Genomic DNA, 25,621 nt, shown 5'->3' with positions numbered 1-25,621 from the left:
CGCCACCCCGCTGCGCGAGCTCGCCGAGACCATGCCGCACGTCAGCGTCGGCTCCTACCCGTTCCGCGACGGCGACGTCCGGGGCACGAACATCGTCGTGCGCGGCACCGACCCGGCCCTCCTCGACGAGGCGGTCGCGCGGCTCGAGGCGCTCAGGGCCGCCGTCGGCTGAGGCAACCGGAGCCTCGCGCCCTTGACTCCACGGTGGAGCGAGCGATCCGCTGCCCGGTGGGCAGCGGACTTCAGCCGTCGCTGCCGTACCCAGGATCACCCCTCGACGGACGCGGGCCTCCTTCGCTCATGCTCGCGTACCTGCGCCTCGAGGTGCGCCACAAGATCGGCGCGACTCCCACGTGACTCGGCCAGCGCCAGCTCGAGCGCGAGCCGAGCACCGCCGGCGTGCTGCAGGGCGAACTGCAGGCCCGACGGCTTCTGCCGGTTGGTCACCTGGATCAGCACGGCGTCGCCACCGAGCACCCCGGACCGCCACGAGTGGTCGTAGGCCTTGTCCCAGCGCCACTCGGTGCGCCCCGCGGGCCCGCTGAAGACCACTCGGGCAGTGGTGAGCACGGCGACCCCGTCGTCGGCCACTATGAACGAGAGCTGCCCCTGCCGCGTGCGGGGCTTCACCAGCTTCGCTGGGATCGTCGCCCAGACCTGCTCGTTGCGCATCGGCGCAAAGGGCGCCGGCCCGACGATCTCCGACGGTTGAGCGTTGCGCGCGTGCGCGACCTGCGCCTCCAGTGCCGCATGCGCGTGGTCCCAGTCCCGGGCGGCGGCAGCCCCGTTGCTCTCGATCGCGCGCTCCGCACCGACCAGCCTCTCGAGCCGCTTGATGCGGCGGTCGGTGCTCGGGTGCGACGACACGATGCTGGACAAGAACCCCGGCACGAACGGCTGCACGATGCACAGCGCCGCGACTGACGCCGGAACCTCGCCCACACGCCACCGGCGGCTCGCCGAAGCCATGCGCTGCAGCGCCCTGCCCAGCGCGAGCGGATCTGGGTGGACCTGCGCCGCGAGTCGGTCTGCCATGAACTCCCGCGACCGTTGCCCCGCGGTGACCAGGAGGTATGCCGCGCCAGCACCCAAGGCAGTCAGCGCGCCGACGAACGCGGTCGACAGCCCGAGTGCGCCGCGCGCGCTCCGGCTGAACATCGCCAGGACTGCCATGCAGACCACGACGATGACGCCGAGCACCGCAATGATCGCCGTCAGCGACCACCGCACGGCATCGAAGAAGGTCATGTATGCGGAGTCGCGGTTCTTCAGGTGGCCCACCTCGTGCGCCACCACGGCGGCGAGCTCATCGTCGGGCAGCGCGTCGATGGTGGCCTGAAAGAGGCAGATGGCCCCGCCTTCTCGGTCCGTCGTGGCGAAGGCGTTCAGGACCGGCTGCGGGCTGACATAGACGGCAGGCATCGCGATGCCGAGCCTCTCCGCTGCCGCCTGGACGTGACCGAGCAGCGGCGCGTGACCGATGGGGTCGGCGGGCACCGCGTTCACCGAGGCGAGCGACGACTCATTGCGAGCGCTGAACCACCGCCATGCGAACACCACGAGCGGGACCGGCAGCAAGAACCACAGGCCCGAGTACGTGGACAGGAGGACGAACATCAGCAGGCACAGCACGATCGAGAGGATGCTCCCGGCGCCCCACCGCGCCTTGATCACCGAGGTGTGCGCGCCGTTGACGGCGTGCACGGGGGGCTCCACGGACATGGTCGATCCTCCAGCGCTGTGTGAAGCGAGACATGCCAGAGGTTAGCGGACAGTGAAGGCACGAATACGCCGACGACGAGCATCCATACGTCTCCCCATCGGGCCAGGAACGTGATGCCGGCTCGGGCACGGGACTGATGTCGAGCGGACGTGCCGCTCGAGCCCGCGCCTCGTTCGGATGCTCAGTACGGGCTGGACAGCTCCTCGAACATCGGGAAGTGCCGGACATTGCGGGTGAGCAGGTGCGCGCCGAGGGCGACGGCCGTCGCGGCGATGGCGAGATCTGCGGAGTCGATCCCGTGGTTCCCAGGGAGCCATGCGCGCCCGAGGCTACCGGCGAGCTCGGCGAGCTCCTCATCCAATGGATGCCAGGTGAGCACGCCCAGCAGCGCACGGGTCGCGCCCTCCTCTGGCGCACGCATGCCGGCCAGCACCTCCAACCGGGTCACCTCGCTCGCGTGCAGCGGGCCGACCGTCCGCGCTTCTCGGAGCACTGCGGCGGCAGCCGTATTTCCCCGAAGCACATCGATGAGCACCGACGTGTCGACGACGACCGTCACCGTGAGCCCGCCTCGTTCAGCCGGCCGCCGGTTCGCAGGCTCTCGACGTACGCCTCGCCGTCGACATCACGGCCCGCCCACGCACCCGACGCGCCGTCGATGGCCCGGAGGTCGGCATCGACGTCCCCCTGGGAGCCATAGACCTTGGCTACGGCATCGCGGATGAGGGCGGAGATTGACCGACCCGTCCGGGCGGCCTCCGCGTCGAGGAGCCGCCGGTCCGCTTCGGTTAGCGAAATCTGGGTACGAAGCATGATGTAAGATTACATCACTTCGCGGTCCCAGGCGCGCCGATCCGGCGGCGTTCCACGGCAGGGTGCACCGCGCCCGGGTAGGTTCCCCCGGTGTGAAACAACAGCGCGGGCGCACGGTCGAGATCGAGTCGTTGGCGGACTTCGACGAACGCGTCGCCTCCGGGGCGCGGGCCATGGCGGGTTGGCACCTGCAGAACGTCGACCTGCGGGAGCGCGGCCCGGTGCTGCGCCGCCTCGACCCCACCGGGGCCCTGTTCCTCGGCTGCGGGCTCGCGGAGGTGGACGAGCAGAGCCTGCGCGCCCGCGGCGCCCTGGTCTTCCCGGAGGTCCCCGACGTCCCGGTCAACCAGTACCGCGCACACCTGTACACCCCCGGTGAGCTGTACGACCACCTGGTGGCGGGCTACCACGACACCCTCGACGCGCGGGTGTACGCCTGGTCGAAGCAGGAACCGCAGCTCGACCGCAGCCTCGCCAAGGCGCTGCACGACCACTCCATCGACGACGCGCTGGACGAGTTCGTCCTCGGTCGCGGCCTCGTCGGTATCATGGGCGGGCATGCCCTGGCCCGCGGCTCGGCGTCCTACGCGGCGGCCGCCCGCCTGGCCCACCGGCTCGCCGGGGCCGGGCTCACCGTGGCCACCGGCGGCGGCCCGGGCGCCATGGAGGCGGCCAACCTCGGCGCCTACCTCTCGGCCCGGCCGGCCCGCGAGCTCGACGCCGCGCTGGAGATGCTCGCCGTCGTCCCGGGCTTCACCCCGTCGGTGGACGACTGGGCCATGACCGCGTTCGAGGTGCTGAACCGGTGGCCGGACGGCGTGCGTTCCCTCGGCATCCCCACCTGGCACTACGGGCACGAGCCGCCCAACGCCTTCGCCACGGACATCGCCAAGTACTTCAAGAACGCGATCCGCGAGGACGTCCTCCTGCACCTGGCCTCGGCCGGGATCGTGTTCCTGCCCGGCGCGGCCGGCACCGTGCAGGAGATCTTCCAGGACGCGTGCGAGAACTACTACGCTGACCGTTCCGCGGTGGCGCCCATGGTGCTCGTCGGGCGGCGGCACTGGAGCGAGACCGTGCCGGTGTGGCCCGTCCTGGAGGCCCTCGGCCGCGGCCGGGACATGGGCGCCCGCCTCCACCTGGTGGACGGCGTGGACGAGGCCGTCAGTGTGCTCGCCGCAGATGCCGGCGAGGCGGACCTTCCTGATCTGAGCGAGAGCGCCCCCTGAGCCCTGCCGCGCGAGCCGGTCGAAGCTTCTCGCGGCGGCGGGACGAACGTCCCCGTGATCCCCGTCACGGGGGTGCCAGGATGATGGCAGTTGGACGGCACGACGATCGAGCTGGTTGCAGCGGCTCGGGGGCCCACCTGGGCGACCCGAAGACGTCGCTGAGGACGGCACCCGGTCGCCGGGCTCGCTCAGCCGCAGGGAGGCATCGACGCCTCCCGAAGTCAGCGAGTGGAAGCGGGTGATGTGCACGTAGTGGGTACTCGGACATCGCTATCAGGCCGTCAGGCGACTCGCGAACGAACCGGCCGTTGATGCTGATCGAAGCACCGGCACAGTCCATGATCGGGCATAAGTCGAGCGACTGACCCTCCAGATGGTGCAAGCAGCGGCTCGGGCCCTCGTGCCCGGGCCGCTTCGCTGTGGGCCTCCTTCCGTCCCGCCGGCCGTCGAGGTGCGCCGGTGAACGCCGGACGAGGTGGTCGCCATGTACCGCGCGGGCCAGATCCGCCCCGAGGTGGAGCGCTACTCCATGGACGACGCCCTCGAGGCGTACCGCAGGCTCGAGTCCGGCCAGCTCTCGGGCCGCGCCGTCGTCGTCCCGCACGCCTGAGCGCTCGCGCCTTCGTTCACCGAGGACCGGTGGATGGCCGAGGCGGGCGGGGCGCGGTGCGCCGGGTCTGCTCGGCGAAGCGGCCGAGGGTCCGTGCCAGCTGGGCGGCCTCGGCGGGTGCCCACTCGGCGAGGATCGCGGCGAGGTGGGCCTGCCGGTGCTCGCGGGCCCGGGCGGCCAGCTCCCGGCCCGCGGTAGTCAGGTCGACGGCGCGTCGGCGCGCGTCGTGGTCGCTGGTGGTGCGGGTGACCGCGCCGGTGGCGGCGGCACGGTCGACCAGCCGGCTCGCGGTCGAGTGCGCGACGTCGAGCTCGTCCGCCAGCTCCCGGACCGACAGGGGCCGGCCGGCCGCCATGAGGACCTCGACGATGAGCAGGGTGGAGGACTCGATCACCCGATCGCCGTCGTGCACCTGCGGGGTGACAGCCGTGACGAAGCGCCGCAGCTGCAGGAGCGCGCGGTCGAGGGCGGCGAGGTCGTCGTCGTGGACGCCCGGGGTCGGGAGGGTGGTCATGCACGCAGCCTAGTTGTATGTACGCTACATACATGATGCGCGCGCCCGTCCTCGTCACCGGAGCCAGCGGCAATGTCGGCCGCGCCGTGGTCGACGCCCTCGTGCGCGCGGGCGCCGACGTGCGCGCGGCGAGCCGCGACGGCCGCACACCGCGTCCGGGTCGCGGCCCGGCACCACGGCCGGGGCAGATGACGGGCGTCCGGTTCGACTTCACCGACGAGGCGACGTGGCCCGGCGCCTTCGCCGGCATCGAGGTGATGTTCGTAGTGCGCCCGCCGGCGCTGGGCAACGCCAGGCGCGACATCATCCCGGCGTTGGCCGCGGCGCGGGACGCGGGGGTGCGCCACATGGTGCTGCTGTCGTTGCAGGGCGCCGAGCGCAACCCCGTCGTGCCGCACGCGGCGATCGAGAGGTGGCTGCGCGCCTCGGGGCTGGGCTGGACGTTCGTCCGCGCCTCGTTCTTCGACCAGAACCTCTCGACCACGCACGCGGCCGACATCCGGGACCGGGACGAGATCGTCGTGCCGGCCGGCCGCGGGGCTACGGCGTTCGTCGACGCCCACGACGTCGGCGCGGTCGCTGCCGCAGCCCTGCTCGACCCGGACCGCCACGCCGGGCGCGCGTGGACCGTCACCGGGAGCGAGGCGCTCACCTACGACCAGGCCGCCGCCATCCTGACCGCCGAGCTCGGCCGACCGATCCGGTACGCCCGGCCCGGCGTCCTGCGGTACGCCCGGCACGCACGCCGCGCCCTCCACATGCCGTGGGGCATGGTCGCGGTCACCGCCGCCATCTACACCACCGCCCGGGTCGGGCTGGCCGCCGGCCTGACGGACGACGTGCGCACGGTCCTCGGCCGCGAGCCCACCACGTTCGCGCAGTTCGCCCACCGCGAGCGCGCCGCATGGGCGCGCCCGCGGTGAGCGCGCCCGTGGGCGCGCCGAGACCAGGCAGGGTCCTGACGCGCACGGCGGGGTGTGTCGGCTGAGCGGACCGGCGCCGCCGCCGCCGCCGTAGCGGCTCTCTCACCAGCGCCATCGCGACACCGGCACCCGAAATTCCGTGGACGGCGACGGCGTTAAGGTCTCACGCTGGAGAGATCCACCGATCCGCGCCTACCCGGCGCGCGCACGAAAGAGGCACCATGTCCCGCGCCACGACGCCCGGCCGCGCCCGCCCGGGCCTCCCCCGCGCGCTGCGCCCGTTCGCCGTCGCCCAGTACCGGGTGCTGATCGGCGCCCTGACCCTGTCCCTGCTGGGGACCGGGATGTGGCTCGTCGCCGTCGTCTGGCAGGTCATCGCCCTCGGCGGCGGACCGGTCCAGCTCTCCCAGGTCGCCACGGGCTCCGCCGTCGGCGCCGTCGCCGCCGTCCTGCTCGGCGGGGTCCTCGCCGACCGGGTCTCGCAGCGCTGGATCCTCATGGGCGTCGAGGCCACGAAGGCCGTCTGCATCGGCGCCGGCGCCTGGCTCTCGCTCACGGGCAACCTCGAGCTGTGGCACATGGTGGTGCTCGCGGTCGTCGTCGGCGCGACCGACGGGTTCTTCTACCCGGCCTACTCGGCCCTCCTGCCCACGATCCTGCCGTCCGAGCAGCTCCTCGCCGCCAACGGCGTCGAGGGCATGATGCGCCCGGCGCTCATGCAGGCCGCCGGCCCGGCGCTGGCCAGCGCCGCGCTCGCCGCCGCCTCCCCCGGGCTCGCCCTGGTGCTGGTCGCCTCCCTCCAGGTGCTCGCCGTCGTCGGTCTGGCGCTCATGCGCACCCGCCCGGTGTGCCGGGAGCCGAGCGCCGCCCACCCGCTGCGCGCCATGGGCGCCGACCTGGGCGAGGGCGTCGCGTACATGGTCCGCACGCCGTGGTTGCTGGGCACGCTGCTGTTCGCCTGCGGTTGGGTGCTGCTGATGATGGGCCCCATCGAGGTGCTGCTGCCCTTCGCGGTGCGTGACCAGGCCGGCGGCGGCCCCGAGCACTTCGCCCTCGTGCTCGCGGCGTTCGGCGTCGGCAGCGCGATCGGCTCGCTCGTCGTCGCGTCCTGGCGGCTGCCGCGCCGGTACCTCACCACGCTGGTGCTCTCCTGGGCCCTGGGCAGCGTGCCGTTCGCCGCCGTCGGGCTGACCGACCGGCTGTCGGTGATGGTGGCGGCGGTGTTCGTCGTCGGCCTGACCAGCGGCGTGGGGAACGTCATCTGGGGCACGCTGCTGCAGCGGCGGGTGCCCCCGGCGCTGCTCGGCCGGGTCTCCAGCCTGGACTTCTTCGTGTCCCTGCTGCTCATGCCGGTGTCGATGGCGCTGGCCGGGCCGGTGGGCGAGGCGGTCGGGCTGCGGCCGGTGTTCGTGGTGGCGTCGCTGGTGCCGGTGCTCTTCGGCGCTGCGGCGTGGCTGCTGGCCCGGATGCCTGGCGACGAGATCGCGCACCCGCTGGACCGGACGATCCCGGAGCCGGTGCAGGTGGCTGCGGGCTGAGGTGCCGCCCGCGCCTCACCCGCCGTCGTCGACCCGCAGCCCGGACTCGTACGCGAACACCACCAGCTGCGCGCGGTCCCGCGCGCCGAGCTTGAGCATCGCGCGGCCCACGTGCGTGCGCACGGTTGCCGGGCTGACGACGAGCGCGCGGGCGATCTCGTCGTTGGACCGGCCGGTGGCGACCCACGCCACCATCTCCCGCTCGCGCTCGGTCAGCCGACCCAGCCCGGGGTGCGGCGCGGGCGCCTGCCGCGCCCGGCCGGCGAACGCCCGGATGACGGTCCGGGTGACCGACGGCGCGAGCAGCGACCCGCCGTCGGCCACCGCGCGGATCGCGCGGAGGAGCTCGGCCGAGTCGGCGTCCTTGAGCAGGAACCCGCTGGCGCCGCCGCGCAGCGCCTCGAACACGTACTCGTCCAGCTCGAACGTGGTCAGCATGATGACCCGGACGTCCGCGAGCGCCGGGTCGGCGGAGATCTCCGCGAGCGCCGCCAGCCCGTCCAGCCCCGGCATGCGGATGTCCATGAGGACGACGTCGGGCCGCACCTGGCGCACGGCCGCGAGCGCCTCGCGCCCGTCGGCGGCTTCCGCGACGAGCGCGACGTCGTCCTCGGCGTCCAGGATCGTGCGCAGCCCGAGGCGGATGAGGCTCTGGTCGTCGGCCACCACGACGCGGATCACGGCGCGTCCCCCGCCAGCGGCGGCCGGGACAACGGTCCGGCCAACGGCAGCCGGGCACGCACCCGCACCCCGCCGCCGGGGCGGCCGGCGACCTCGAGCGTGCCACCGGCCCGCTCGGCCCGCGCCCGCATCCCGGCGACCCCGCTGCCCGGCGCCAGGCCCCCGGGTGGCGGCCCGGCCCCGGTGTCCGCGACCTCGACGAGCAGCCGGCCGCGCGCCGGGTGGACGCGGACGACGGCGGCGGCCCCGGCGCCGGCGTGGCGCAGCACGTTGGTCAGGGCCTCCTGCACGATCCGGTAGGCGGCGTCCCCGACCGCCGGCGCCACCTCCGGGTCCGGCCGCGCGAGGTCCAGGCGCACGTCGAGCCCGCCGGCGCGGACCCGCCCGACGAGCGCCTCGAGGTCGTCGAGGCCCAGGGCCGGCCGGCGGGCGGCGTCGCCGCGCAGGCTCGCCAGCTCGGCGCGCAGCCCGTCGAGGGACTCCCGGCTGGTGTCGCGGATCGCCTCGAGGGCGGCGCGGGCCCGGGCGGGGTCGTGGTCGAGCACGTGCAGGCCGGCGCCGGCCTGCAGCGCGATGACGGCGAGGCCGTGGCCGACGACGTCGTGGACCTCCTGCGCCATGCGCAGCCGCTCCTCCGAGACCACCCGCAGCGCCTGCTCGGCCCGCACCCGCGCCGCGGCGTCCCGGCGGGTGCGGACCGTGACCCCGATGGCGAGCGGCAGCGCGGTCCAGACCAGCACCCCCAGCAGCTGGACGCTCACCGCGCCGGGTGCCGTGGGGGCCAGCACCGTGCGGAAGAGCACCGCCAGGGCCAGGACGACGACGGCGGCGCCGCCCGCGACCACCGCCGTGCGCAGCGGGCGGGCCGACGCCATCAGCCCGGCGGCGACGGCGCCGGTGATCATGATCGGCCCGTAGGGGTAGCCGAGCGCGAGGTAGGCCCCGAGGACGACGGCGACCGTCGCGAACACGCCAGCGGGTGCGACCCGCCAGAGCACCAGCGCCGCGGCCGCGAGAGTGGTGAGCACGTACGCGATGACGTCGGGCGGGAGGGCCTCCGGCTGGTTGAGCCCCGCGGGCACGGTGCCGCCCGCCGCGAAGAGCGCCAGGGCCCCGGCGAGGAGCACGTCCCCGGGCCTGACGCCCGACCGCCCCACGTCCGCCACGGCCCCACGATAGGCGCGCGCCCCCCGGCCGTCGTCCACCTGTGGGCGTGCCCGGCGTACGCAGATCCTCGTACGTCCCGGCCGACGCGTGGGGGACGACGGCGACGCCCCCGCCGCGGACGCTGGAACGCATGAACACACCGATCGTGACCACCAGCGGGCTGACCAAGGTCTACGGGCCGCGCCGCGCCGTCGACGCCGTGTCGATGACGGTGCGCGCCGGAGAGGTCTACGGCTTCCTCGGCCCCAACGGCGCGGGCAAGACCACCACGATGCGCATGCTGCTCGGGCAGGTCCGGCCCACCGCCGGCACCGCCGCCGTGCTGGGCGCGCCGCCGGGCACGCCCGCCGCGCTGGCCCGGATCGGCGCGCTCGTCGAGGGCCCGGGCTTCTACCCGTACCTCTCCGGCAGGGAGAACCTCCGCGTCCTGGCCCGCTACCGGGGCCTGGACGCGCGGGCCGCGGACGCCGCGCTGGCGCGCGTGGACCTCGCGGCGCGCGGCCGGGACCGGTTCCGCACGTACTCCCTGGGCATGAAGCAGCGCCTCGGCGTGGCCGCCGCCCTGCTCGGCGAGCCGGACCTGGTGGTGCTCGACGAGCCCACCAACGGCCTCGACCCCGCCGGCATGGCGGACATGCGCGACCTCCTCCTGGACGTCGCCGCCGGCGGGCAGACGGTGCTGCTCTCCAGCCACCTGCTGGCCGAGGTCCAGCAGATCTGCGACCGGGTCGGCGTCATCGCCGGCGGCCGGCTGCTGGTCGAGAGCACCGTCGCCCAGCTGCGCGGCGGGACCTCCCTGCGGCTGCGGGCCACCCCGCTGGATGCTGCGCGCGCCGTCGCCGCCCGGGTGGTGGGGGCCGGCGCCGTCGCCGTCGAGGGCGCGGCGGGCGGGGCGGACACAGCGGGTGCTGCGGGCGCGGCGGCGCTGCGGCTGGCCGCCGGCTCCGCCGTCGTGCCTGGGTTGCTCCGCGCGCTCGTGGGCGCCGGCGTCGACGTCCACGAGATCAGCCCCGTCGAACGCTCCCTGGAAGAGGTCTTCTTCGAGATGACCGCCGACCCCCGCCCCATGGAGGTGGCCCGATGAACACCGACCTGGCCCGTTCCGCCCGAGCCGAGCTGCGCCGCCTGTGGCGCTGGCCCACCACCTGGGTGCTCGTGGGGGTCTGGACGATCCTCAACCTGCTCTTCGCGTACGTCTTCCCGTACATCGGCTACCGCGGCGGCGGCGGCCCCGACGCCGCCGGCGGCCTCCCGCCCGAGGCGCTGCTCGCCGGGCTGCTGCCGGCCGCGGTGCCGGGCACGCTCGTGCAGGGCATGCCCATGTTCGGCGGCGCGATCGTCATGATCCTCGGGGCGCTGGCCATCGGCAGCGGGTACTCCTGGGGGACCTGGAAGACCGTCCTCGCCCAGGGCCCCGGGCGCGTGGCCGCGTTCGGCGGCACGCTGGTGGCGCTCGCCGTGGCGGTGGTCGGCGTCGTCCTGCTCACCACGGCCGCGGACCTGGCCGCCGCCGGGGTGATCGCCGCCGTCGAGGACGCCTCCACCGCGCCGCCCGCTGTGGGCGACCTGGCCCGGTCGGTGGGCGGCGGCCTCCTCGTGCTGGGCATGTGGGCCGCCGGCGGGGTGCTCGTCGGCGCCCTGGCGAAGGGGCCGGCGCTGGCCGCCGGGCTCGGCCTGGTGTGGGCGCTGGTGATCGAGAACCTGCTGCGCGGGGTCTCCGGCCTCATCGACGGGATGCCCGCGGTGACCGACCGGCTCCCCGGCTCGGCAGCCGGGTCCCTGGCCGGGGCGCTCGGCGCCGAGGGGATGGGCGCCGGCGGGGCGCCGGGCGTGCTGGACGTGCTCGGCGGGCCGGCGGCGGCCTGGACCTTGGCGGCGTACCTGATGGTGTTCGCGGGCGCCGCGCTGGCGCTCCTGCGGCGGCGGGACCTGACCTGACCTGCGCAGCTGCCGGGCCGGGCGGACCGGCGTCCGGACGGGGCGGAAGGCGCGGTGGCGGCGTGCGAAAGGTTCGCGGGCGGAAGAGCCCTAAGGCCTACCGCATGCCCGCCGCGGTGACTAACCTGGACGCATAAGACCGAGACTCCCCCGGGCGGAGGGGCGAGAGTGCACCCGCCTCGTCGGCGGTGGAGGATCGGTGCGGAGCCACCCTGGCAGGTGATGCGTAGCAGTGACGAGTACCGACATCGCTACCCGGCCGTCTGGCGACTCGCGACAAGTTGGCCGTTGATGCATCGCAGAGCACCTGATGCTTCGCAGAGCACCGGCACCGCCCATGATCGGGCATAGGTCGAGGAACCAGACCCACTGACGTAGCACACGCGAACGGCCCGGGACCAGAAGGTCCCGGGCCGTCCCACGTCCTGCCCCGCCGTCGGCGTCGAGCGCCCGCCGTCGGCTCAGCGCCCGCCGGCTCCGTCAACGCGGCGCTGGTCGCGGTAGCGGCGGATGAGCGCGTTGGTCGACGAGTCGTGCGCCAGGTCGGGCTCGGCGTCGTCGGTGAGCGACGGCACGATCCGGTTGGCCAGCACCTTGCCCAGCTCGACGCCCCACTGGTCGAAGGAGTTGATGTTCCAGATCGTGCCCTGGGTGAAGACCTTGTGCTCGTACAGAGCCACGAGCTGGCCGAGCACCGACGGCGTCAGCCTCGGCGCCATGATGAGTGTGGTCGGGTGGTTGCCCGCGAAGGTCTTGTGCGCCACGAGCTCCTCGGGCACGCCGTCGGCCCGGACCTCGTCGGGCGTCTTGCCGAAGGCGAGCGCCTCGGTCTGCGCGAGGAGGTTCGCGGTGAGGAGGTCGTGGTGGCCGGGCACCTCGTCGGCCGGGTGGATGAAGCCGATGAAGTCGGCCGGCACCGTCTGCGTGCCCTGGTGGATGAGCTGGTAGAAGGCGTGCTGGCCGTTCGTGCCTGGCTCCCCCCAGACGACCGGGCCGGTCTGGTAGGTGACGGGCTCGCCGTCGAGCGTGACGGACTTGCCGTTGGACTCCATGTCGAGCTGCTGCAGGTACGCGGGGAACCGGGAGAGGTACTGGTTGTAGGGCAGCACGGCGTGGGTGGAGGTGCCCTGGAAGTTGCGGTACCAGGTCCCGACGAGCCCGAGGAGGACGGGGACGTTGCGCTCGAGCGGCGCGGTGCGGAAGTGCTCGTCCATGGCGTGGAAGCCGGCGAGCATCTCGCGGAAGCTGTCCGGGCCGACGGCGATCATCACGGACAGCCCGACGGCGGAGTCGTAGGAGTACCGGCCGCCGACCCAGTCCCAGAAGCCGAACATGTTGGCGGTGTCGATGCCGAACTCGGCGACCTTCTCCGCGTTTGTGGACACGGCCACGAAGTGCTTGGCGACGGCGGCGTCGTCGCCCAGGGCGTCGAGGAGCCAGGCGCGGGCGGTCTTGGCGTTGGTGATGGTCTCGATGGTGGTGAAGGTCTTCGACGCGATGATGAACAGCGTCTCCTCGGGGTCCGCGTCCTTCAGGGCGGCGGCGATGTCGTCGCCGTCGACGTTGGAGACGAACACCGAGGTGATGTCGGGGTCGGCGTAGGGCGCGAGCGCGATGGTGGCCATCTTGGGGCCGAGGTCGGAGCCGCCGATGCCGATGTTGACGATGGTCGTCAGCCGCTTGCCGGTGTGGCCGGTCCACTCCCCCGAGCGGACCTTGTCCGAGAAGGCGGCCATGCGGTCGAGGACCTCGTGGACGTCGGCGATGACGTCCTGGCCGTCGACGACCAGCTTCGCGTCGCGCGGGGCCCGCAGGGCGGTGTGCAGGACGGCGCGGTCCTCGGTGGTGTTGATGTGGTCCCCGCGGAACATCGCCTCGATGCGCTCGGGCAGGCCCGCGGCCCGGGCCAGGTCCACCAGCAGGCCGAGCGTCTCCTCCGTGACGAGGTTCTTCGAGTAGTCGACATAGAGGTCGACGGCCTCGGCCGCGAGGCGGGTCCCGCGGTCCGGGTCGGCCGCAAACAGGTCGCGCAGATGGCTCCCCCGGGCCTCCTCGGCGGCGGCGGCCAGTGCCCGCCACTGCTCGGTCCGGGAGATGTCCTTGGTATCGGTCACGATGGTGCCTCTCGGTCGCGTTCAGCCGGCGCCGCTCGCGCGGGCGCCCCGCACCATGATGGCCCGTGGCCGACCGCTCGTCCCTCGGACGGGCGGCGGGGCGCCGGGCCGGGCCCGGCCCGGCCCGGCCCGGGAGGACTCTCCCGGGCGGGGCCGGCGTCACTGCTGCGAGTGCCGACCGCCGACCTGCAGCACGACCTGCGTGCCCGGCGGCGCCGCCTGCACCAGGCGCAGCTGGGCCAGCGCCGGGTGGTCGTCGAGCAGCCTGGCGGCGTTGGTCATCGAGCGCAGCGCCGCCGTCTCGGAGCGTGCCTGCTCGAGCATCGCCAGCCCCCGCTGGCGCGCCACGGCGACCTCGACGGCCGCCGCCCGCAGCTCGCGCGGGACGATGACGTCCTTGACCACCACCTCGGTGACCGCAACCCCGACGGCCCGCGCCGCCGCGTCGGTCGCCGCCGTCAGCTGCGCGGCGGGCAGCGCCGAGCCACGCCCGAGGTCCTCGACGGTCAGCCCGGCCAGGGCCGCGCGGAGGGCGACCTGGGTCGCCAGGTAGACGTGGCCGACCGGGTCCGTGGTCTGCTCGAGAAACCTGACGGGGTCCGTGACCGACCACCTCACGACGGCGGTGGCCTTCACGGAGACGCCGTCCGCGGTGGGCACCTCCTGAGGAGCGAGGCTCAGCAGGTTCTCGCGGAGCTCCACGACGACGTCCCGCGCACCCCAGGCCCGCGGGTGGCGGCCGACCTCGAGCACGCGCTCGGGGCGCCCGTGGCGGTACCTGACCGCCGCGCGGCGCGACTGCACCGTCATCGTGAACAACGCCATGCCCTGCTTCCTCCTTCTGATTCGTGCTCGCCTCGTGATGCGCCTCGTCGCGGTGGACGGCGCCGCCCGGCGCGGCCGGCGCGGGGGCCGTGGCTCCGTAGGGGCAGCCGCGGTCCGCTGGCGTTCAGCTCGCGTGCACCCGGGCGGCGACGTCCCCTGGGGAGTCGAACCCCTCGGTGACGAGCACCTTTGCCAGATCTGCTCCGCAGGCAGACGTCCCGGCGGGTCGACCCGCAGGACCGGGACCCGCCACGGCGGGCCGGCTGCTGACTCACCCGGACGACCCGAATGTGCCACCGGGGCGTTGCGGCGGCAACGCATTTTCTGGCGGAGGCTCACGCGGCAACTCATGGCAACTAATAGGTCCGTTGTGTCCGATACCGGAGGGTCGTCCGGGTGGCGCACGGAGGGGTGCGCCCGTGACGAGAGGACTCGATGATGATCCCCACCCAAGAGCCGACCGGCCCAAGACGCCGCAGCGTGCTGACCGGCATGGCCGCCGGCGCCGCTCTGTCCGTCCTGGCGCAGCCCGCCTACGCCCAGAACCGCCGGCCCCCGCAGGCCACCCGCCAGCGCGACCGCGAACTCCTGGGTGAGGGTTGGCGGCACATGCTCGGCGACCCCGCGGGCGCGCAGCAGCCAGGGCTCGACGCCGCGGTCTGGCAGCCAGTCTCGATCCCCCACACCTGGAACGCCGAGGACTCCCTCGATGACACGCCGGGGTTCTACCGCGGCCCCGGGTGGTACCGCCGCTCGGTGAAGATGACGGGCGCGCTGAAGAAGAAGCGAGTCTTCCTGTACTTCGAGGGCGCCTTCCAGGTCGCCGACGTCTACGTCGACGGCGAGCGGGTCGGCGGGCACGTCGGCGGCTACACCGCCTTCAGCGTCGAGATCACCGACCAGCTCCGCCGCGTCGGCCCCGGCAAGGACGCCGTCGTCGCCGTGCGCGTGGACAACACCCACATGGATGACGTCCCGCCGTACTCCGGCGACTGGACCTACTACGGCGGGCTCTACCGCAACGTCTGGCTCGTCGCCACGGACGAGGTCCACCTCGACGTCCTCGACCACGCCTCCCCCGGCGTGCGGGTCGACACGCCCGTGGCCACGGCCTCGCAGGCCACGGTGCGGGTCCGCGGGCGCGTGGTCAACGACTCCGCGCGCGCGGAGACGGCGCAGGTGCGCGCCACGGTGCTCGACGCCGACGGCCGCACAGTGGTCGAGGCCCGAACCGAGGTGCGCCTGGGCGCCGGGACCGCCGGCGAGTTCGAGCTGCGGCTGCCGGCGATCGTACGCCCGCACCTGTGGTCGCCGGAGTCGCCCTACCTGTACCAGGTGGCGACCGTCGTCGACTCCGGACAGGGCGGTCGTGACCGCGTCGACAGCCCGCTGGGCGTGCGCTGGTTCTCCGCCGACCCGGCAACGGGCTTCTCCCTCAACGGCCAGGCCTACCCGCTCCGCGGCACCAACCGCCACCAGGACATCGTCGGCCGGGGCAACGCGCTCACCGACGCCGACCACATCCGCGACCTCGAGATCATCAAGGCCATGGGCGCCAACGTCATCCGCCTGGCCCACTACCCCCAGGCGCCGGCCGTCCTCGAGGCCGCCGACGAGCTCGGCCTCCTCCTCTGGGAGGAGGCGCCCATGGTCAACAGGGCGACGATGACCCAGGCGTTCGTCGACAACCACCTCAACAACATCCGGGACATGGTGCGCCAGCACCACAACCACCCCTCGATCGTCGTGTGGGGAACGATGAACGAGATCCTGCTGCGGCTGCCCAGCCCGCAGCCCGCCGGCTACGTCGAGTTCATCCACGACATGCTGCGGCAGGGCGACGAGCTGGTCCGGGCCGAGGACGCCACCCGCCTGACCGCGATGGTCGGCCACCAGGCGGCGCTGTACAACACCTCGGGCATCGCGGACATCCCGATGGTGTGGGGCTGGAACCTCTACCACGGCTGGTACGGCGGCAAGGCGGAGCAGTTCGGCCCCTACCTCGACGCCGAGCACGCCGCTCACCCCGAGCGGGTCCTGTGGATCTCGGAGTTCGGCGCCGACTCCGACCCGCGCCTGCACCGGGTGGTCCCCGGCGACCTGCCCCGGCTCGCCGGGTACGCGAACTACCAGGACCAGAGCATCGAGTTCCAGCAGTACTACCTCGAGAGCTACCTCCGCCAGATCGACGAGCGGCCCTGGCTGGCCGGCACCACGTACTGGTCGCAGTTCGACTTCGGCTCCGAGTCCCGCACCGGCTCCGTGCCGCACGTGAACACCAAGGGCCTCATGCTCTCCGACCGCACACCCAAGCCCGTCTACCACCTCATGCAGGCCTGGCGGGGCGTCGACGTGCTCCACATCGCCACCGACCTGTGGGACCACCGCGCCGGCATCGGCCCCGACGGCGCCGCCGGCTACCAGCCGGTGGAGCAGACCGTGACGGTCTACTCCAACGCCGCCGAGGTCGAGCTTTTCCTGGGCGGCGTCTCGCTCGGGGTCAGGCCGACCGACTCCATCGGGTACGCCGCCTGGATGGTGCCCTTCGTCCACGGCACCAACGTGCTCTCGGCGACGGCCACGAGCCCCTCGGGCGACCGGCTCAGCGACGAGGCGATCGTGGACTTCACGTACCACGCCCCGCTCCTGGCCGACCCGGAGGTGCCCTTCGAACGGCTCGCCGTCTCCACCGGCGCGATCGTGCAGTACACCGACCCCGACGGCACGGTGTGGGTCGAGGACCGCGAGTACACCCCCGGGGCGTGGGGCGCGGTGGCGCCCGACTTCACCGCCGGGTACGGCTGGATGAAGAACAACTGGGTGAACGGCAGCGACGAGGACCCGCTGTACCAGACCTACCGCAAGGGCATGTCCGCCTACCGGTTCGACGTGCCCGACGGCGCGTACGAGGTCACGCTTCGGATGGCCGAGATCACCTCGGTGGGTGACGTCGGCGGCGACGGGTACGCGGTCCCCGCGCCCGACGGCACCGTCCAGGTGCCCGTGGGCTGGCGCATCTTCGACGTCGCCGTCAACGGCGCACCGGTGGAGACGGGCCTCGACCTGGTCGCCAAGGTCGGCCAGCACACGCCCTACGACGTCACCACGACGGTGACGGCGGCCGGCGGCGCCGGGATCGAGATCGCTTTCGCGCCGGTGAAGAACCTGCCGGTGGTCAGCGCGATCGACGTCCGCCGCACCGCCTGAGGTAGCGCCCCCGGCCCTCGGCGGACCCGCACCGGTTGCGGTGCGGGCCGCCGACGGCGTGGGCATCCGGCACGGGCCGCCCGGCTCGCGGCGGACGGTGTGACGGCCGCGCGCTCAGGCCGTCGGCGCGGTGCCGGCCGCCCTGCCGCCGTCCGGCTCGCCGGAGGGGCACATGCTCGGGACGCCGTCGGATCCCGCCGTGTAGAGCCACTCCCGGTCACCGCGGGCGAGGATCACGCGGTATCCCTCGGTGAGGACCTGGGTGTAGCTCATGCCGGGCTTCGGGCAGCCCAGGGCACTGTCCGGGAAAGTCTCCCGGCGAGCAATCAGGACCCGGACGGGCTCGCCGCCGGTCTCGGGTCGCGCCTTGAGGTCGGCGACTGCCGCGTCCGCGGCCGACTGCGCCTCGGGTTCCACACTCACCTCCGGGGACTGGGTCGGCGGCGTGGACCTGGGCGGGGCCGCGGGCGTGGTCGGCGCCGAGGCGCTTGGTCCCGGGCCGGGCTCGTTCCCGCCGCCGCCGCAGCCGGCCAGGAGCGCGCCGCCACAGGCCAGGACGGCGACGAGCCGCACGCCGCGGGTGGGCACGATCGCTCTCGTCCGAGACATCTTCGTCCCCTTCAGCCGAACCCGCTGCCCTCAGCCACCACCATAGGGCGCCCGGGGGCACCGGTACGGCAAAGTGTGGCGCCCGGATGAGGCACAGACGTAGCGCGGCGCGGGTGCCGGGGCAGACAGCGCGCGGCGCCGGCCAGCCCTTCGGGCTGACCGGCGCCTGCGACGGACCTCAGTCGGACTGGACGGCGTCCTTGAGCTCGTCCTTGGTCATGCTCGAGCGGCCGGGAACGTCCTGCTCCTGCGCCTTCTCGTAGAGCTCCTCCTTGGTCGGCTCCTTGCCGCCGGCCTCGGTGGCGGCCGCGGCCGGGCGGTCCCCGGCGCCCGTCTCGCGGGCGAACCGCTGCCCCATCTCCTCTCGCTCCTCCGCGCTGAGGACCTTCGCGAGCACGGGCAGGAGGTCCTGCTCCTCCTCCTCGACGTGGTGGCTCAGCTCGCCCACCAGGGCCGCGAGCTTCCCGTCGTAGCCGGGAGTCTCGGGGTCCGTGCTGACGAGCTCCTCGAGGAGCTCCTCGATGTGATGGTGCTCGGCAACGCTGTCGTGGACCTGGTCCGCCTCGTCCTCCCGGCGCTCCCGGATGGTGGGATAGACGAAGGACTCCTCCGCCTCGGAGTGCGGCTTGAGCAGGTCGTTCACCTGCTGCAGGAATCCCGCGGCCGCCGGGCCGCCCTCCTCCGCCTTCTCGAGCAGCTTCTCCACCTCGCGGTGCTGAGCCTTGATGACATCGACGATATCTGCCATGACGGTCCCTTCTTGACGTCCGTGAGTTTGCCATCTTCCCGGAGCCTGGCCGCGCGGCAACCCCAACGGTGGGGGCCACGCACCGATGTGCTGCCCGGCGCGGTGAAATCGCGCCACAAAGCCGACGGGAACGGGCCGGGCCTAAAGTCGGCACCCGCATGATTCCGCCAATTGCCCGCGACCGTGAAGCGTGTTTGTGGCGCGATCCGATCGCTCACGGCTCCGATCCGCCTGCGAACGGATCCAGAGCCACCGTCACCGGGATGAGCGCGGACAGGTGGCCCACACCGGTCGAACGGTTCTCGCGACGAGCGTGATCAGCATGGACGCGAGCATGCGCGCTGCTACGTCCCACCCGCACGGGCACGAGCACCCGGCTGTCCTCGTCCACTGGCGGCTCGACCACGACCACCTCGGCCGTCTCGACGTCGTGGCCCATGTCCACGGACTCCAGGCGGTACACGACCGGGCCGCGCTCGACGGCCACCTTCCCCCGCAACGCGTCGATCTCGGGGTCCGGCCACGTCCACCGCGCCCGCATCGGCAGGTCCAGCTCGACCGTGTCACCAGCGGCCCGCGGCCCCTCGACGGTCGCGTCACCGGGGCCCACCTCCCGGGTCACATCGCCGCGGCGCAGCGTGACCCGGTCCGCCCAGCCCGGCACCCGGAGGGAGAGCTTCCAGGCCCGGTCCGGCGTCTCGGTGACGGTGACCCGGATGAGCCCCTCCTCGGGGTAGCGGGTGCGGACCTCGAGGCCTACCACGCCGCCACCGGGGAGCTCCGTGCGGATCCCGCACTCCGCGTACTCCGCCGGCCGCGGTGGCGTCGGCCGCGTGACGCCGCGTACCGGCGGTGTCGGCGCCGTGCGGTAGACCATCCCCATGGACATCTCCGACGTGCTCACCCGGCTGCGTGCCTTCACCGACGAGCGCGACTGGGCGCAGTTCCACACGCCGCGCAACCTCACCCTCGCCCTGGTGGGCGAGGTCGGCGAGCTGGCCGAGCTCATGCAGTGGCGCACCGACGAGGAGGTCCGCGCCCACGCACGGACCGACGCGGGCCGCGACGCGCTGGCCGACGAGCTCGCCGACGTCTTCACCTACCTCGTCGAGATCGCCGACTCGCTCGGCATCGACCTGGACGCCGCCGTCCACGCCAAGATCACGAAGAATGCCGCCAAGTACCCCGTCGACCTCTCCCGCGGCTCGAACGCGAAGTACACAGAGCTGGGCGAGCCAGGATGAGGGCGGGGCTCCGGTCGGGTACGTCGCCCGCGCGCCGGAATGCGCGCCCTTGCGCCGCTGTTGACGCCCCGGGGTTCAAGCCGACCGGAAGAAGACCATGACCGCCGCCGCCCGGCCCCAGCGGGCCACCCTGCTCAAGTTCGCCGCGCTCGCGGTGATCTGGGGCGCGAGCTTCCTGTTCATCCGCGTCTCCCTCGACGGGCTCTCCCCCACCCAGGTCGTGCTCGGCCGGCTGGTGACCGGTGCCGTCACGCTGACGCTCATCATGCTCGTCACGAGGCGCCGCTGGCCCCGGGAGCCACGGGTCCTGGGGCACCTGACGATGATCGGCATCCTGCTGTGCGTGCTGCCGTTCCTGCTCTTCGCCTGGGCCGGGCAGTACATCCCGTCCGGCCTGTCGAGCATCTACAACGCCACCACCCCGATCATGACGCTGCTCTTCTCGCTCGTCGCGCTGCCGGCGGAGCGGCTGACCCGGGGGCGGACCGCCGCGCTCAGCCTCGCGGCGGCCGGCGTCGTGGTCGTCGCGGCGCCGTGGACGCTCGCCAGCGCCCCCGCGGGCGAGCACCACTACCTGGCCCAGCTCGCGGCCCTCGGCGCGACCGCCTGCTACGGACTCGGCTTCGTCTACATGCGCCGGTTCCTCACCGGGCACCGCTACGACGCCGTCACCGTGGCCGCCACGCAGATCGGCATCGCGGCGCTCATCATGCTGGTCCTCGCGCCGTTCGTCGCCACCTCGCCGGTGACCCTGACCCCGGCGATCGTGGCCTCGATCGTCGTGCTCGGCGCCCTGGGCACCGGGGTCGCCTTCATCTGGAACACCGACGTGGTCATCGCCTGGGGTGCGACCCTCGCCTCGACGGTCACCTACCTCACGCCCGTCGTCGGGGTCGTGCTCGGCGTCGTCGTCCTCCACGAGACCCTCAGCATCAACCAGCCCATCGGCGCCGCCATCGTCATCCTCGGCATCCTCATCGGCCAGGGTCACGTGCGCCTGCGGCCGCGACGGCACCACGCCGACGCTTCGACGGGCACGGGCACGGGCTCGGCGGGCGCCGTTCCGGCCGGGCTCGGCCGCCCGGACCCCGCGCGAACGGAGGGCGGGGCCCGGGAAGAGAGTGTCGGTGTCGCGGGTGGTGCGCCGGCCGACGCGGCGTGAGGTCGGGTAGACGGCCAGTCAGGGCCGTGCCGGACCGCCCGCGACGCACGAGGTCCCGCCCGCCGCGCTGTGCGCGGCCGACGGGACCTCGTGCTGGGGTGGCCGGCACCACTCGCGCTCCGCAGCGCCGTCCGCCCTCACCCGATCAGCGCCACCAGGGGAACCACGGGAGGAACTTCTTCAGCAGCTTGCCCAGCCAGCCGCGCAGCTGCTGCCCCGGCGACGGCGGCTTCTCCTCCTCCGCGTCGGCGACGGTCACCGGCACCGTCACCGTCGTGCCGTTGGAGTCCGTGACCACCAGGTCGAGCGCGCCCGTGGCGTCCGCGGGCACGGTGACCCGCACCGCCGCGCGGCCCACCTCGTCGGTGGTGTCCACCACCGCCGGGTCGACCGGGGCGGTGGCGACCTGCGTCCCGCCTAGGGTCGCGGTCGCCGTCGCCGGCTTGGGCTCGGTGGTGGAGAACGCCAGCGACGAGAGGTCGAGGGAGACCTGCTCGCCCGCCTTGTACGTGGCGCCGGGGTCGGAGACCCAGTTCACGCCGACCGCCCGCTGGCCGTAGTCGGGGCTCAGGGACGTGAACTCGCCCAGGTAGTCCACCATCGCCGTGAGGTCCGACTGGCCGGTGTCCGCGGCGTTCGTGCCCTTCCCCAGGGTGGAGAAGTTGTCCCCGCCGGCGGCGAGGAACGAGTTGGCCACCACGGTGTAGGTCGCGGCCGGGTCGAGGGCCGTGCCGTCGAGCGTCACGGAGAGGATCCGCTGCCCGGCGGCCGCGTCCGGGTCGTAGGTGTAGAACAGCCCGTCCGAGACCCCGAGCTTGAGGAACGGCCGGCTGGCGCCCGCAGGCTGCCACTGCTGCTCGAGCACCTGTGTGATCTGCTCGCCGGTGAGGTCTGTGGTGACCAGGGTGTTGGCGAACGGCTGGACGACGGCCGCCTCCTTGTAGGTCACCACGCCGTCGCCCTCGGCGCCGGAAGCGGCGAACTTCAGGTCCGCCCGCAGCCCGCCGGGGTTCATGAACGCGACGTCGGCGCCCGGGTTGGTGCGCTGCGCCGCCCAGAGCTGGACGTCCGCGACGGCGTTGCCCAGGGTGGACTCGCCGCCCCGGTTCTCCGTCTTGCCGTCGGCCTGCCGGGCCCGGTTGAGGTCCGCGATGAGGCCGCCGAGGGGCTGGGAGCCGAGCTCGTTCGCCTTGGCGGTCGCGGCGTCGACGATGCCCTTGACCGCGGGGTCGCCGGCGCAGTGCGGGCCGCTGGCGGTGACCAGGTCGACGTTCTCGGCCGTGGCCGCGGTGACGTCGCCGGTGGCGCGGTCCACCGTCAGGGTCAGGTGCCCCAGGGCCTCGCCGTACTGGCCGGTCTGGGTGACCCACATGCCGCCCACGTCCTGGACGTAGGCCTGGTGGGTGTGGCCCGAGATGATCGCGTCGATGTTCTCGTCCGCCCCGGCGACGAGGTCACCGTAGGCGGTGCCTGCGGCGCCGGCGAGGTCCGGCGTGGCCGAGCCGTCGTGCGCGAGCACGACGACGACGTCCGCCTCGCCGTTCGCCGCGTCACCGTCGGAGAGCTGCTTGGCGTAGGTGTTGGCCGCCTCCCCCATGTCGGTGAAGGTCAGCCCCGCGATGCCGGCCGGGGAGACGAGGGCGGGCATCTCCTCGGTGATGACGCCGACGAAGCCGACCGTGACGCCGTCGACCTCTCTGACGACGTACGGCTCGTACGCCGGCTTGCCGGAGGCGTCGACGATGTTGGCGGCGACGTAGGGGAAGTCCGAGGCGTCGGCGACGCGGCCGTTGACGTCGTCCTGGCCCTGGTCGAACTCGTGGTTGCCCAGGGCCGAGACGTCCAGGCCGATGGCGTTCAGGGCGTCCAGCGTGGGCTGGTCCTGCTGGATGAACGACGTGAACGTCGAGGCGCCGATGTTGTCTCCCGCGGAGACGAACAGCGTGTTCGGGTTCTGCGCCCGGAACTGGTCGACGGCGCAGGAGAGCACCGCGGCGCCGGCCGACTGGCCGTCCGCCTCGATCCGGCCGTGGAAGTCGTTGATGGACAGCAGCGAGAGGTCCACCGTCGGCGCGGCGCCCGGCACGTCCAGCGCGACGACGATCGGGTCGTGGTCGGAGGAGCGGTACGGGGTGCCGTCGACGACGTGCTCGCTGGCGAAGTAGTTGTGGCGCGAGTACTCGGCGAGCACGGACTCGGGGGCGTTGATGCGCCACACGTCCACGTCGGCGACGCGCGCCGCGGCCGAGGCGCTGGCGAAGACGTGGTCGAGGGACCCGACCTTGCCGTCGAAGACGTAGGTCGGCTCCTCCGTGTTGAGCGCGGTGTAGCCGGCGCCGGTGATGGCCGTGATCGGGGACTCCTGCGAGTAGGCGTTGAAGTCGCCCAGCAGGAAGATGTCCTCGATCCCGGCGTCGGCCGCGGTGGCCTCGGCGAAGGCGACGAGCGCGTTCGCCTGCGCCTCGCGGTCGGCGTTGAAGCAGCCCTCGACGGGCGTGCCGCAGCTCCCGCCCTTGGACTTGAAGTGGTTGGACACCGCCAGGAACGCGTAGTCGCTGCCGACCCTGAAGGCCTGGGCCAGCGGCTCGCGGGCGTTGTCGAACGCCGCGTCGGCGAGCATCACCGACTCGCCGACCGGCTCGACGGCCGCGGGCTGGTAGATGAAGGCGTTGCGGATCACGTCCTGCTCCGCCAGGTCCGGCTGCGCGGCCGGGGACTTCGCGTAGGCCCACGTCCCCGCGCCCGCCTGGGCGTTCAGGGCGTCGACCAGCGCGGCGAGGGCGGCGTCGCGGTCCTTGCCGAAGTGCGCCGAGTTCTCGATCTCCTCGAGGGAGACGACGGCGGCACCCAGGCCGTTGATGGCCGTGACGATCTTGCCCTGCTGGCGCTGGAGGTCCTCGCCCTCCCAGGCGCCGCGGGCGTCGCAGCCGCCGCTGACGGTGACCGGGTCGCCGGCGCGGTCGGTGTACGGCGTGCAGCCGGGCAGGTCCGCGCCCAGCGTGGTGAAGTAGTTGAGCACGTTGAACGAGGCGAGGCGCAGGTTGCCGCCATCCAGCTGCGGGGCGGCGTTGGCCGCCTGCGTGTTGCCGCCGTCGAAGCTCACCATGCCGTCGGCGTTGCCGGTCACCGGCGCCGTGGGCTGGAAGTTCCACTGGAAGCGGTAGTCGAGGACCACTGGCTGGTGGAAGGTCAGCGTCGCGCCCGTGCGCACGTCGGGCTCGCCGGTCAGGTACGGGACCTGGGCGCCGGCGGCCGTGCGGGCGGACTGCCCGTCGTCGAGCGTGATGGCGCGGGCGGCGTTGTCCGCCGCGATGGCGTCGATCTCGGGGGTGCCGGGGGCGGCGACGTCGCTCTCCTGCACGAGCGGCTTGTCGCCGTAGGCCAGGCCGATGGACCCGAACGCGCTGGTGCCGAAGCCGCCGAGGCCGTACGTGTCGGAGACGACGTACCCGGCGTCGGGCTCGACGAGCATGCCCTCGAAGGCCTCGCGGCGGTCCTCCGCGCGGGGCAGCGCGAAGGGCACGGGCTTGACGGCCTCGGCCGGCTCGGTCAGGACGGCGGCGCCGCCGGCGGCCACGGTAATCTGGGTCAGCCCGTTGTACTCCGACACGGCGCCGGTGACCTGCACGTGGTCGCCGGTCCTGACGCTGCCGACCGTGGCGGCGGAGTAGACGAAGAGGCCGTCCGAGGTGGTGCGGGCGCTGAGGTCCGTGTCGCCGCCGGTTCCGGGCGTCTGGAGGTAGTACCCGTTGAAGCCGCCGGTCGGGTAGACGGCGGTGACGACGCCGGAGGTGGTCACGGTCGTGCCGGCCAGCGGGCTGGCGGCACCGGTGCCCTGGACCTCGGCAATGGTGTGGGTGTCCGTGCCGGGCTCGACGGGGTCGGTCGTGGGCTCGGGGTCGGGGTCCGCGGCGCCGCCGTTGAGGGCGCCGAAGGTGCCGGCGGACGGGCCGGTCCAGGCTCCGTCGATCTTCTGCAGAGAGTGGCCCTCGGGGGTGCTGTTTGTCTCGGCGACCCCGATGTCCGTGCTCGTCCGCCCGCTCGCCGGGCCGTTCGTCGCGGCGAAGGAACCCTCGTAGGACAGGAACTCGGCCACGGTGCCGTCGGGCCGGACGAGCGCCACGCCGTCGGGCGAACCGTTCTGCAGACCGTCCTTCGCGTAGTGCTGGACGACGACGCCTGCCTCCGGAACCACGCCACCGAACGAACCCTGTGCGGCGGGGCTGCTGTAGGTGGCCCCACCGTTGCCGTTGTAGCGGACAAGCTGCCACCCGGTCAGGTCGGTGCCGGCCGGAGCCTGCACCTCTACGGCCTCCCCCGTGTCCGCCGGACCGGCGTTGTCGTAGTGGATCTCGCTGATGAAGACAGCCCCGCCGGCGGCCGCGGCTGTGTGTGCCGCCGTGGTGCTGCCTGCGTCATGCGTGGCTGGATCGACTGCGGCGAACGCCGGCGTTGCCGCCCCGGTTCCCGCCAGCGCCAGCGTGGTGAGGGCCGCCAACGGCCCCCAGGCACGCGTGCGCCCCCTGCTCCCAGTGCGTGGCATCGGTTCCCTTTTGTCGTTTTTCGGATAACTCCC

The 25,621-nt window shown here is 73.4% G+C and carries 20 protein-coding genes and 1 pseudogene; 9 read left to right on the top strand and 12 right to left on the bottom strand.

Annotated elements, in window-relative coordinates; genetic code table 11:
* Positions 1 to 267: 267 nt before the first annotated feature.
* The 3 genes from EJK16_RS17440 to EJK16_RS17430 all read right to left on the bottom strand — a co-directional run bounded on the left by EJK16_RS17440 (position 268) and on the right by EJK16_RS17430 (position 2,536).
* Positions 268 to 1,704, bottom strand: coding sequence for a M48 family metallopeptidase (locus EJK16_RS17440; protein ID WP_164737401.1), 1,437 nt, complete (start codon positions 1,702 to 1,704; stop codon positions 268 to 270).
* Between the two features lie 200 nt (positions 1,705 to 1,904).
* Positions 1,905 to 2,282, bottom strand: coding sequence for a type II toxin-antitoxin system VapC family toxin (locus EJK16_RS17435; protein WP_127131623.1), 378 nt, complete (start codon positions 2,280 to 2,282; stop codon positions 1,905 to 1,907).
* Complete coding sequence (locus EJK16_RS17430) at positions 2,279 to 2,536, bottom strand: ribbon-helix-helix domain-containing protein (RefSeq protein WP_127131621.1); 258 nt, start codon at positions 2,534 to 2,536, stop codon at positions 2,279 to 2,281. Before EJK16_RS17430 ends, EJK16_RS17435 begins: the two co-directional genes overlap by 4 nt.
* A gap of 92 nt (positions 2,537 to 2,628) precedes the next feature.
* Between EJK16_RS17430 and EJK16_RS17425 the strand changes: the two genes are divergently transcribed.
* Complete coding sequence (locus EJK16_RS17425) at positions 2,629 to 3,765, top strand: LOG family protein (RefSeq protein ID WP_240646134.1); 1,137 nt, start codon at positions 2,629 to 2,631, stop codon at positions 3,763 to 3,765.
* 472 nt (positions 3,766 to 4,237) lie between these two features.
* A pseudogene (locus EJK16_RS17420) lies at positions 4,238 to 4,375 on the top strand (zinc-binding dehydrogenase); the annotation flags it as partial.
* Between the two features lie 16 nt (positions 4,376 to 4,391).
* Here the strand turns inward: EJK16_RS17420 and EJK16_RS17415 are convergent.
* Positions 4,392 to 4,889 carry a MarR family winged helix-turn-helix transcriptional regulator gene (locus EJK16_RS17415; protein ID WP_127131619.1) on the bottom strand — a complete coding sequence of 166 codons (498 nt, stop codon included), beginning with the start codon at positions 4,887 to 4,889 and terminating at the stop codon, positions 4,392 to 4,394.
* A 32-nt stretch (positions 4,890 to 4,921) separates the two neighbouring features.
* On the opposite strand from EJK16_RS17415, the gene EJK16_RS17410 reads away from it, so the two are divergent.
* Together EJK16_RS17410 and EJK16_RS17405 are read left to right on the top strand one after the other, a co-directional pair.
* Complete coding sequence (locus tag EJK16_RS17410) at positions 4,922 to 5,812, top strand: NmrA family NAD(P)-binding protein (RefSeq protein WP_164737400.1); 891 nt, start codon at positions 4,922 to 4,924, stop codon at positions 5,810 to 5,812.
* 221 nt (positions 5,813 to 6,033) lie between these two features.
* Positions 6,034 to 7,350 (top strand): MFS transporter, encoded by a 1,317-nt coding sequence (locus EJK16_RS17405; RefSeq protein ID WP_127131615.1) that lies wholly within the window; start codon positions 6,034 to 6,036, stop codon positions 7,348 to 7,350.
* Between the two features lie 15 nt (positions 7,351 to 7,365).
* Here EJK16_RS17405 and EJK16_RS17400 read toward each other — a convergent pair whose 3' ends face one another.
* Positions 7,366 to 8,031, bottom strand: coding sequence for a response regulator transcription factor (locus tag EJK16_RS17400; protein ID WP_127131613.1), 666 nt, complete (start codon positions 8,029 to 8,031; stop codon positions 7,366 to 7,368).
* Entirely contained in the window at positions 8,028 to 9,197 is a 1,170-nt protein-coding gene (locus tag EJK16_RS17395; protein ID WP_127131611.1) for a sensor histidine kinase, read from the bottom strand. Before EJK16_RS17395 ends, EJK16_RS17400 begins: the two co-directional genes overlap by 4 nt.
* 131 nt (positions 9,198 to 9,328) lie before the next feature.
* Between EJK16_RS17395 and EJK16_RS17390 the strand changes: the two genes are divergently transcribed.
* Together EJK16_RS17390 and EJK16_RS17385 are read left to right on the top strand one after the other, a co-directional pair.
* Complete coding sequence (locus tag EJK16_RS17390) at positions 9,329 to 10,282, top strand: ABC transporter ATP-binding protein (protein WP_127131609.1); 954 nt, start codon at positions 9,329 to 9,331, stop codon at positions 10,280 to 10,282.
* The gene (locus EJK16_RS17385; RefSeq protein WP_127131607.1) at positions 10,279 to 11,136 is read left to right on the top strand and encodes an ABC transporter permease; all 858 of its coding nucleotides are present in this window, start codon (positions 10,279 to 10,281) and stop codon (positions 11,134 to 11,136) included. The genes EJK16_RS17390 and EJK16_RS17385 overlap by 4 nt, the downstream gene beginning before the upstream one ends.
* Positions 11,137 to 11,597: 461 nt before the next feature.
* Here EJK16_RS17385 and pgi read toward each other — a convergent pair whose 3' ends face one another.
* Both pgi and EJK16_RS17375 read right to left on the bottom strand, forming a co-directional pair.
* The gene (pgi, locus tag EJK16_RS17380) at positions 11,598 to 13,250 is read right to left on the bottom strand and encodes a glucose-6-phosphate isomerase (RefSeq protein WP_370276084.1); all 1,653 of its coding nucleotides are present in this window, start codon (positions 13,248 to 13,250) and stop codon (positions 11,598 to 11,600) included.
* 159 nt (positions 13,251 to 13,409) lie between these two features.
* Positions 13,410 to 14,075, bottom strand: a complete 666-nt coding sequence (locus EJK16_RS17375) for an SPFH domain-containing protein (RefSeq protein ID WP_127131603.1) — start codon at positions 14,073 to 14,075, stop codon at positions 13,410 to 13,412.
* Positions 14,076 to 14,513: 438 nt separating this feature from the next.
* Here EJK16_RS17375 and EJK16_RS17370 point away from each other — a divergent pair, with 438 nt between their 5' ends.
* Positions 14,514 to 17,282 carry a glycoside hydrolase family 2 TIM barrel-domain containing protein gene (locus EJK16_RS17370; RefSeq protein WP_164737399.1) on the top strand — a complete coding sequence of 923 codons (2,769 nt, stop codon included), beginning with the start codon at positions 14,514 to 14,516 and terminating at the stop codon, positions 17,280 to 17,282.
* 114 nt (positions 17,283 to 17,396) lie between these two features.
* Here the strand turns inward: EJK16_RS17370 and EJK16_RS17365 are convergent, their stop codons facing one another.
* The 3 genes from EJK16_RS17365 to EJK16_RS17355 form a co-directional block, all read right to left on the bottom strand.
* Positions 17,397 to 17,891 carry a hypothetical protein gene (locus EJK16_RS17365; protein WP_127131599.1) on the bottom strand — a complete coding sequence of 165 codons (495 nt, stop codon included), beginning with the start codon at positions 17,889 to 17,891 and terminating at the stop codon, positions 17,397 to 17,399.
* Between the two features lie 178 nt (positions 17,892 to 18,069).
* The gene (locus tag EJK16_RS17360) at positions 18,070 to 18,639 is read right to left on the bottom strand and encodes a hemerythrin domain-containing protein (RefSeq protein WP_127131597.1); all 570 of its coding nucleotides are present in this window, start codon (positions 18,637 to 18,639) and stop codon (positions 18,070 to 18,072) included.
* Between the two features lie 214 nt (positions 18,640 to 18,853).
* Complete coding sequence (locus EJK16_RS17355) at positions 18,854 to 19,543, bottom strand: beta-L-arabinofuranosidase domain-containing protein (RefSeq protein WP_127131595.1); 690 nt, start codon at positions 19,541 to 19,543, stop codon at positions 18,854 to 18,856.
* Between EJK16_RS17355 and EJK16_RS17350 the strand changes: the two genes are divergently transcribed.
* Entirely contained in the window at positions 19,521 to 19,883 is a 363-nt protein-coding gene (locus EJK16_RS17350) for a nucleotide pyrophosphohydrolase (RefSeq protein WP_127131593.1), read from the top strand. The genes EJK16_RS17355 and EJK16_RS17350 overlap by 23 nt on opposite strands.
* A 97-nt stretch (positions 19,884 to 19,980) precedes the next feature.
* Positions 19,981 to 21,045: a DMT family transporter gene (locus EJK16_RS17345; RefSeq protein WP_127131591.1), complete on the top strand. Its 1,065-nt coding sequence runs from the start codon at positions 19,981 to 19,983 to the stop codon at positions 21,043 to 21,045.
* Positions 21,046 to 21,190: 145 nt separating this feature from the next.
* Here the strand turns inward: EJK16_RS17345 and EJK16_RS17340 are convergent, their stop codons facing one another.
* Entirely contained in the window at positions 21,191 to 25,588 is a 4,398-nt protein-coding gene (locus EJK16_RS17340; protein ID WP_127131589.1) for an ExeM/NucH family extracellular endonuclease, read from the bottom strand.
* Positions 25,589 to 25,621 lie beyond the last annotated feature (33 nt).

Source organism: Georgenia sp. SYP-B2076 (genome assembly GCF_003991205.1).
Classification (GTDB): domain Bacteria; phylum Actinomycetota; class Actinomycetes; order Actinomycetales; family Actinomycetaceae; genus Georgenia.
The sequence above is the reverse complement of the archived record's forward strand: the minus strand, read 5'-3'. Positions and strand labels throughout refer to the sequence as shown.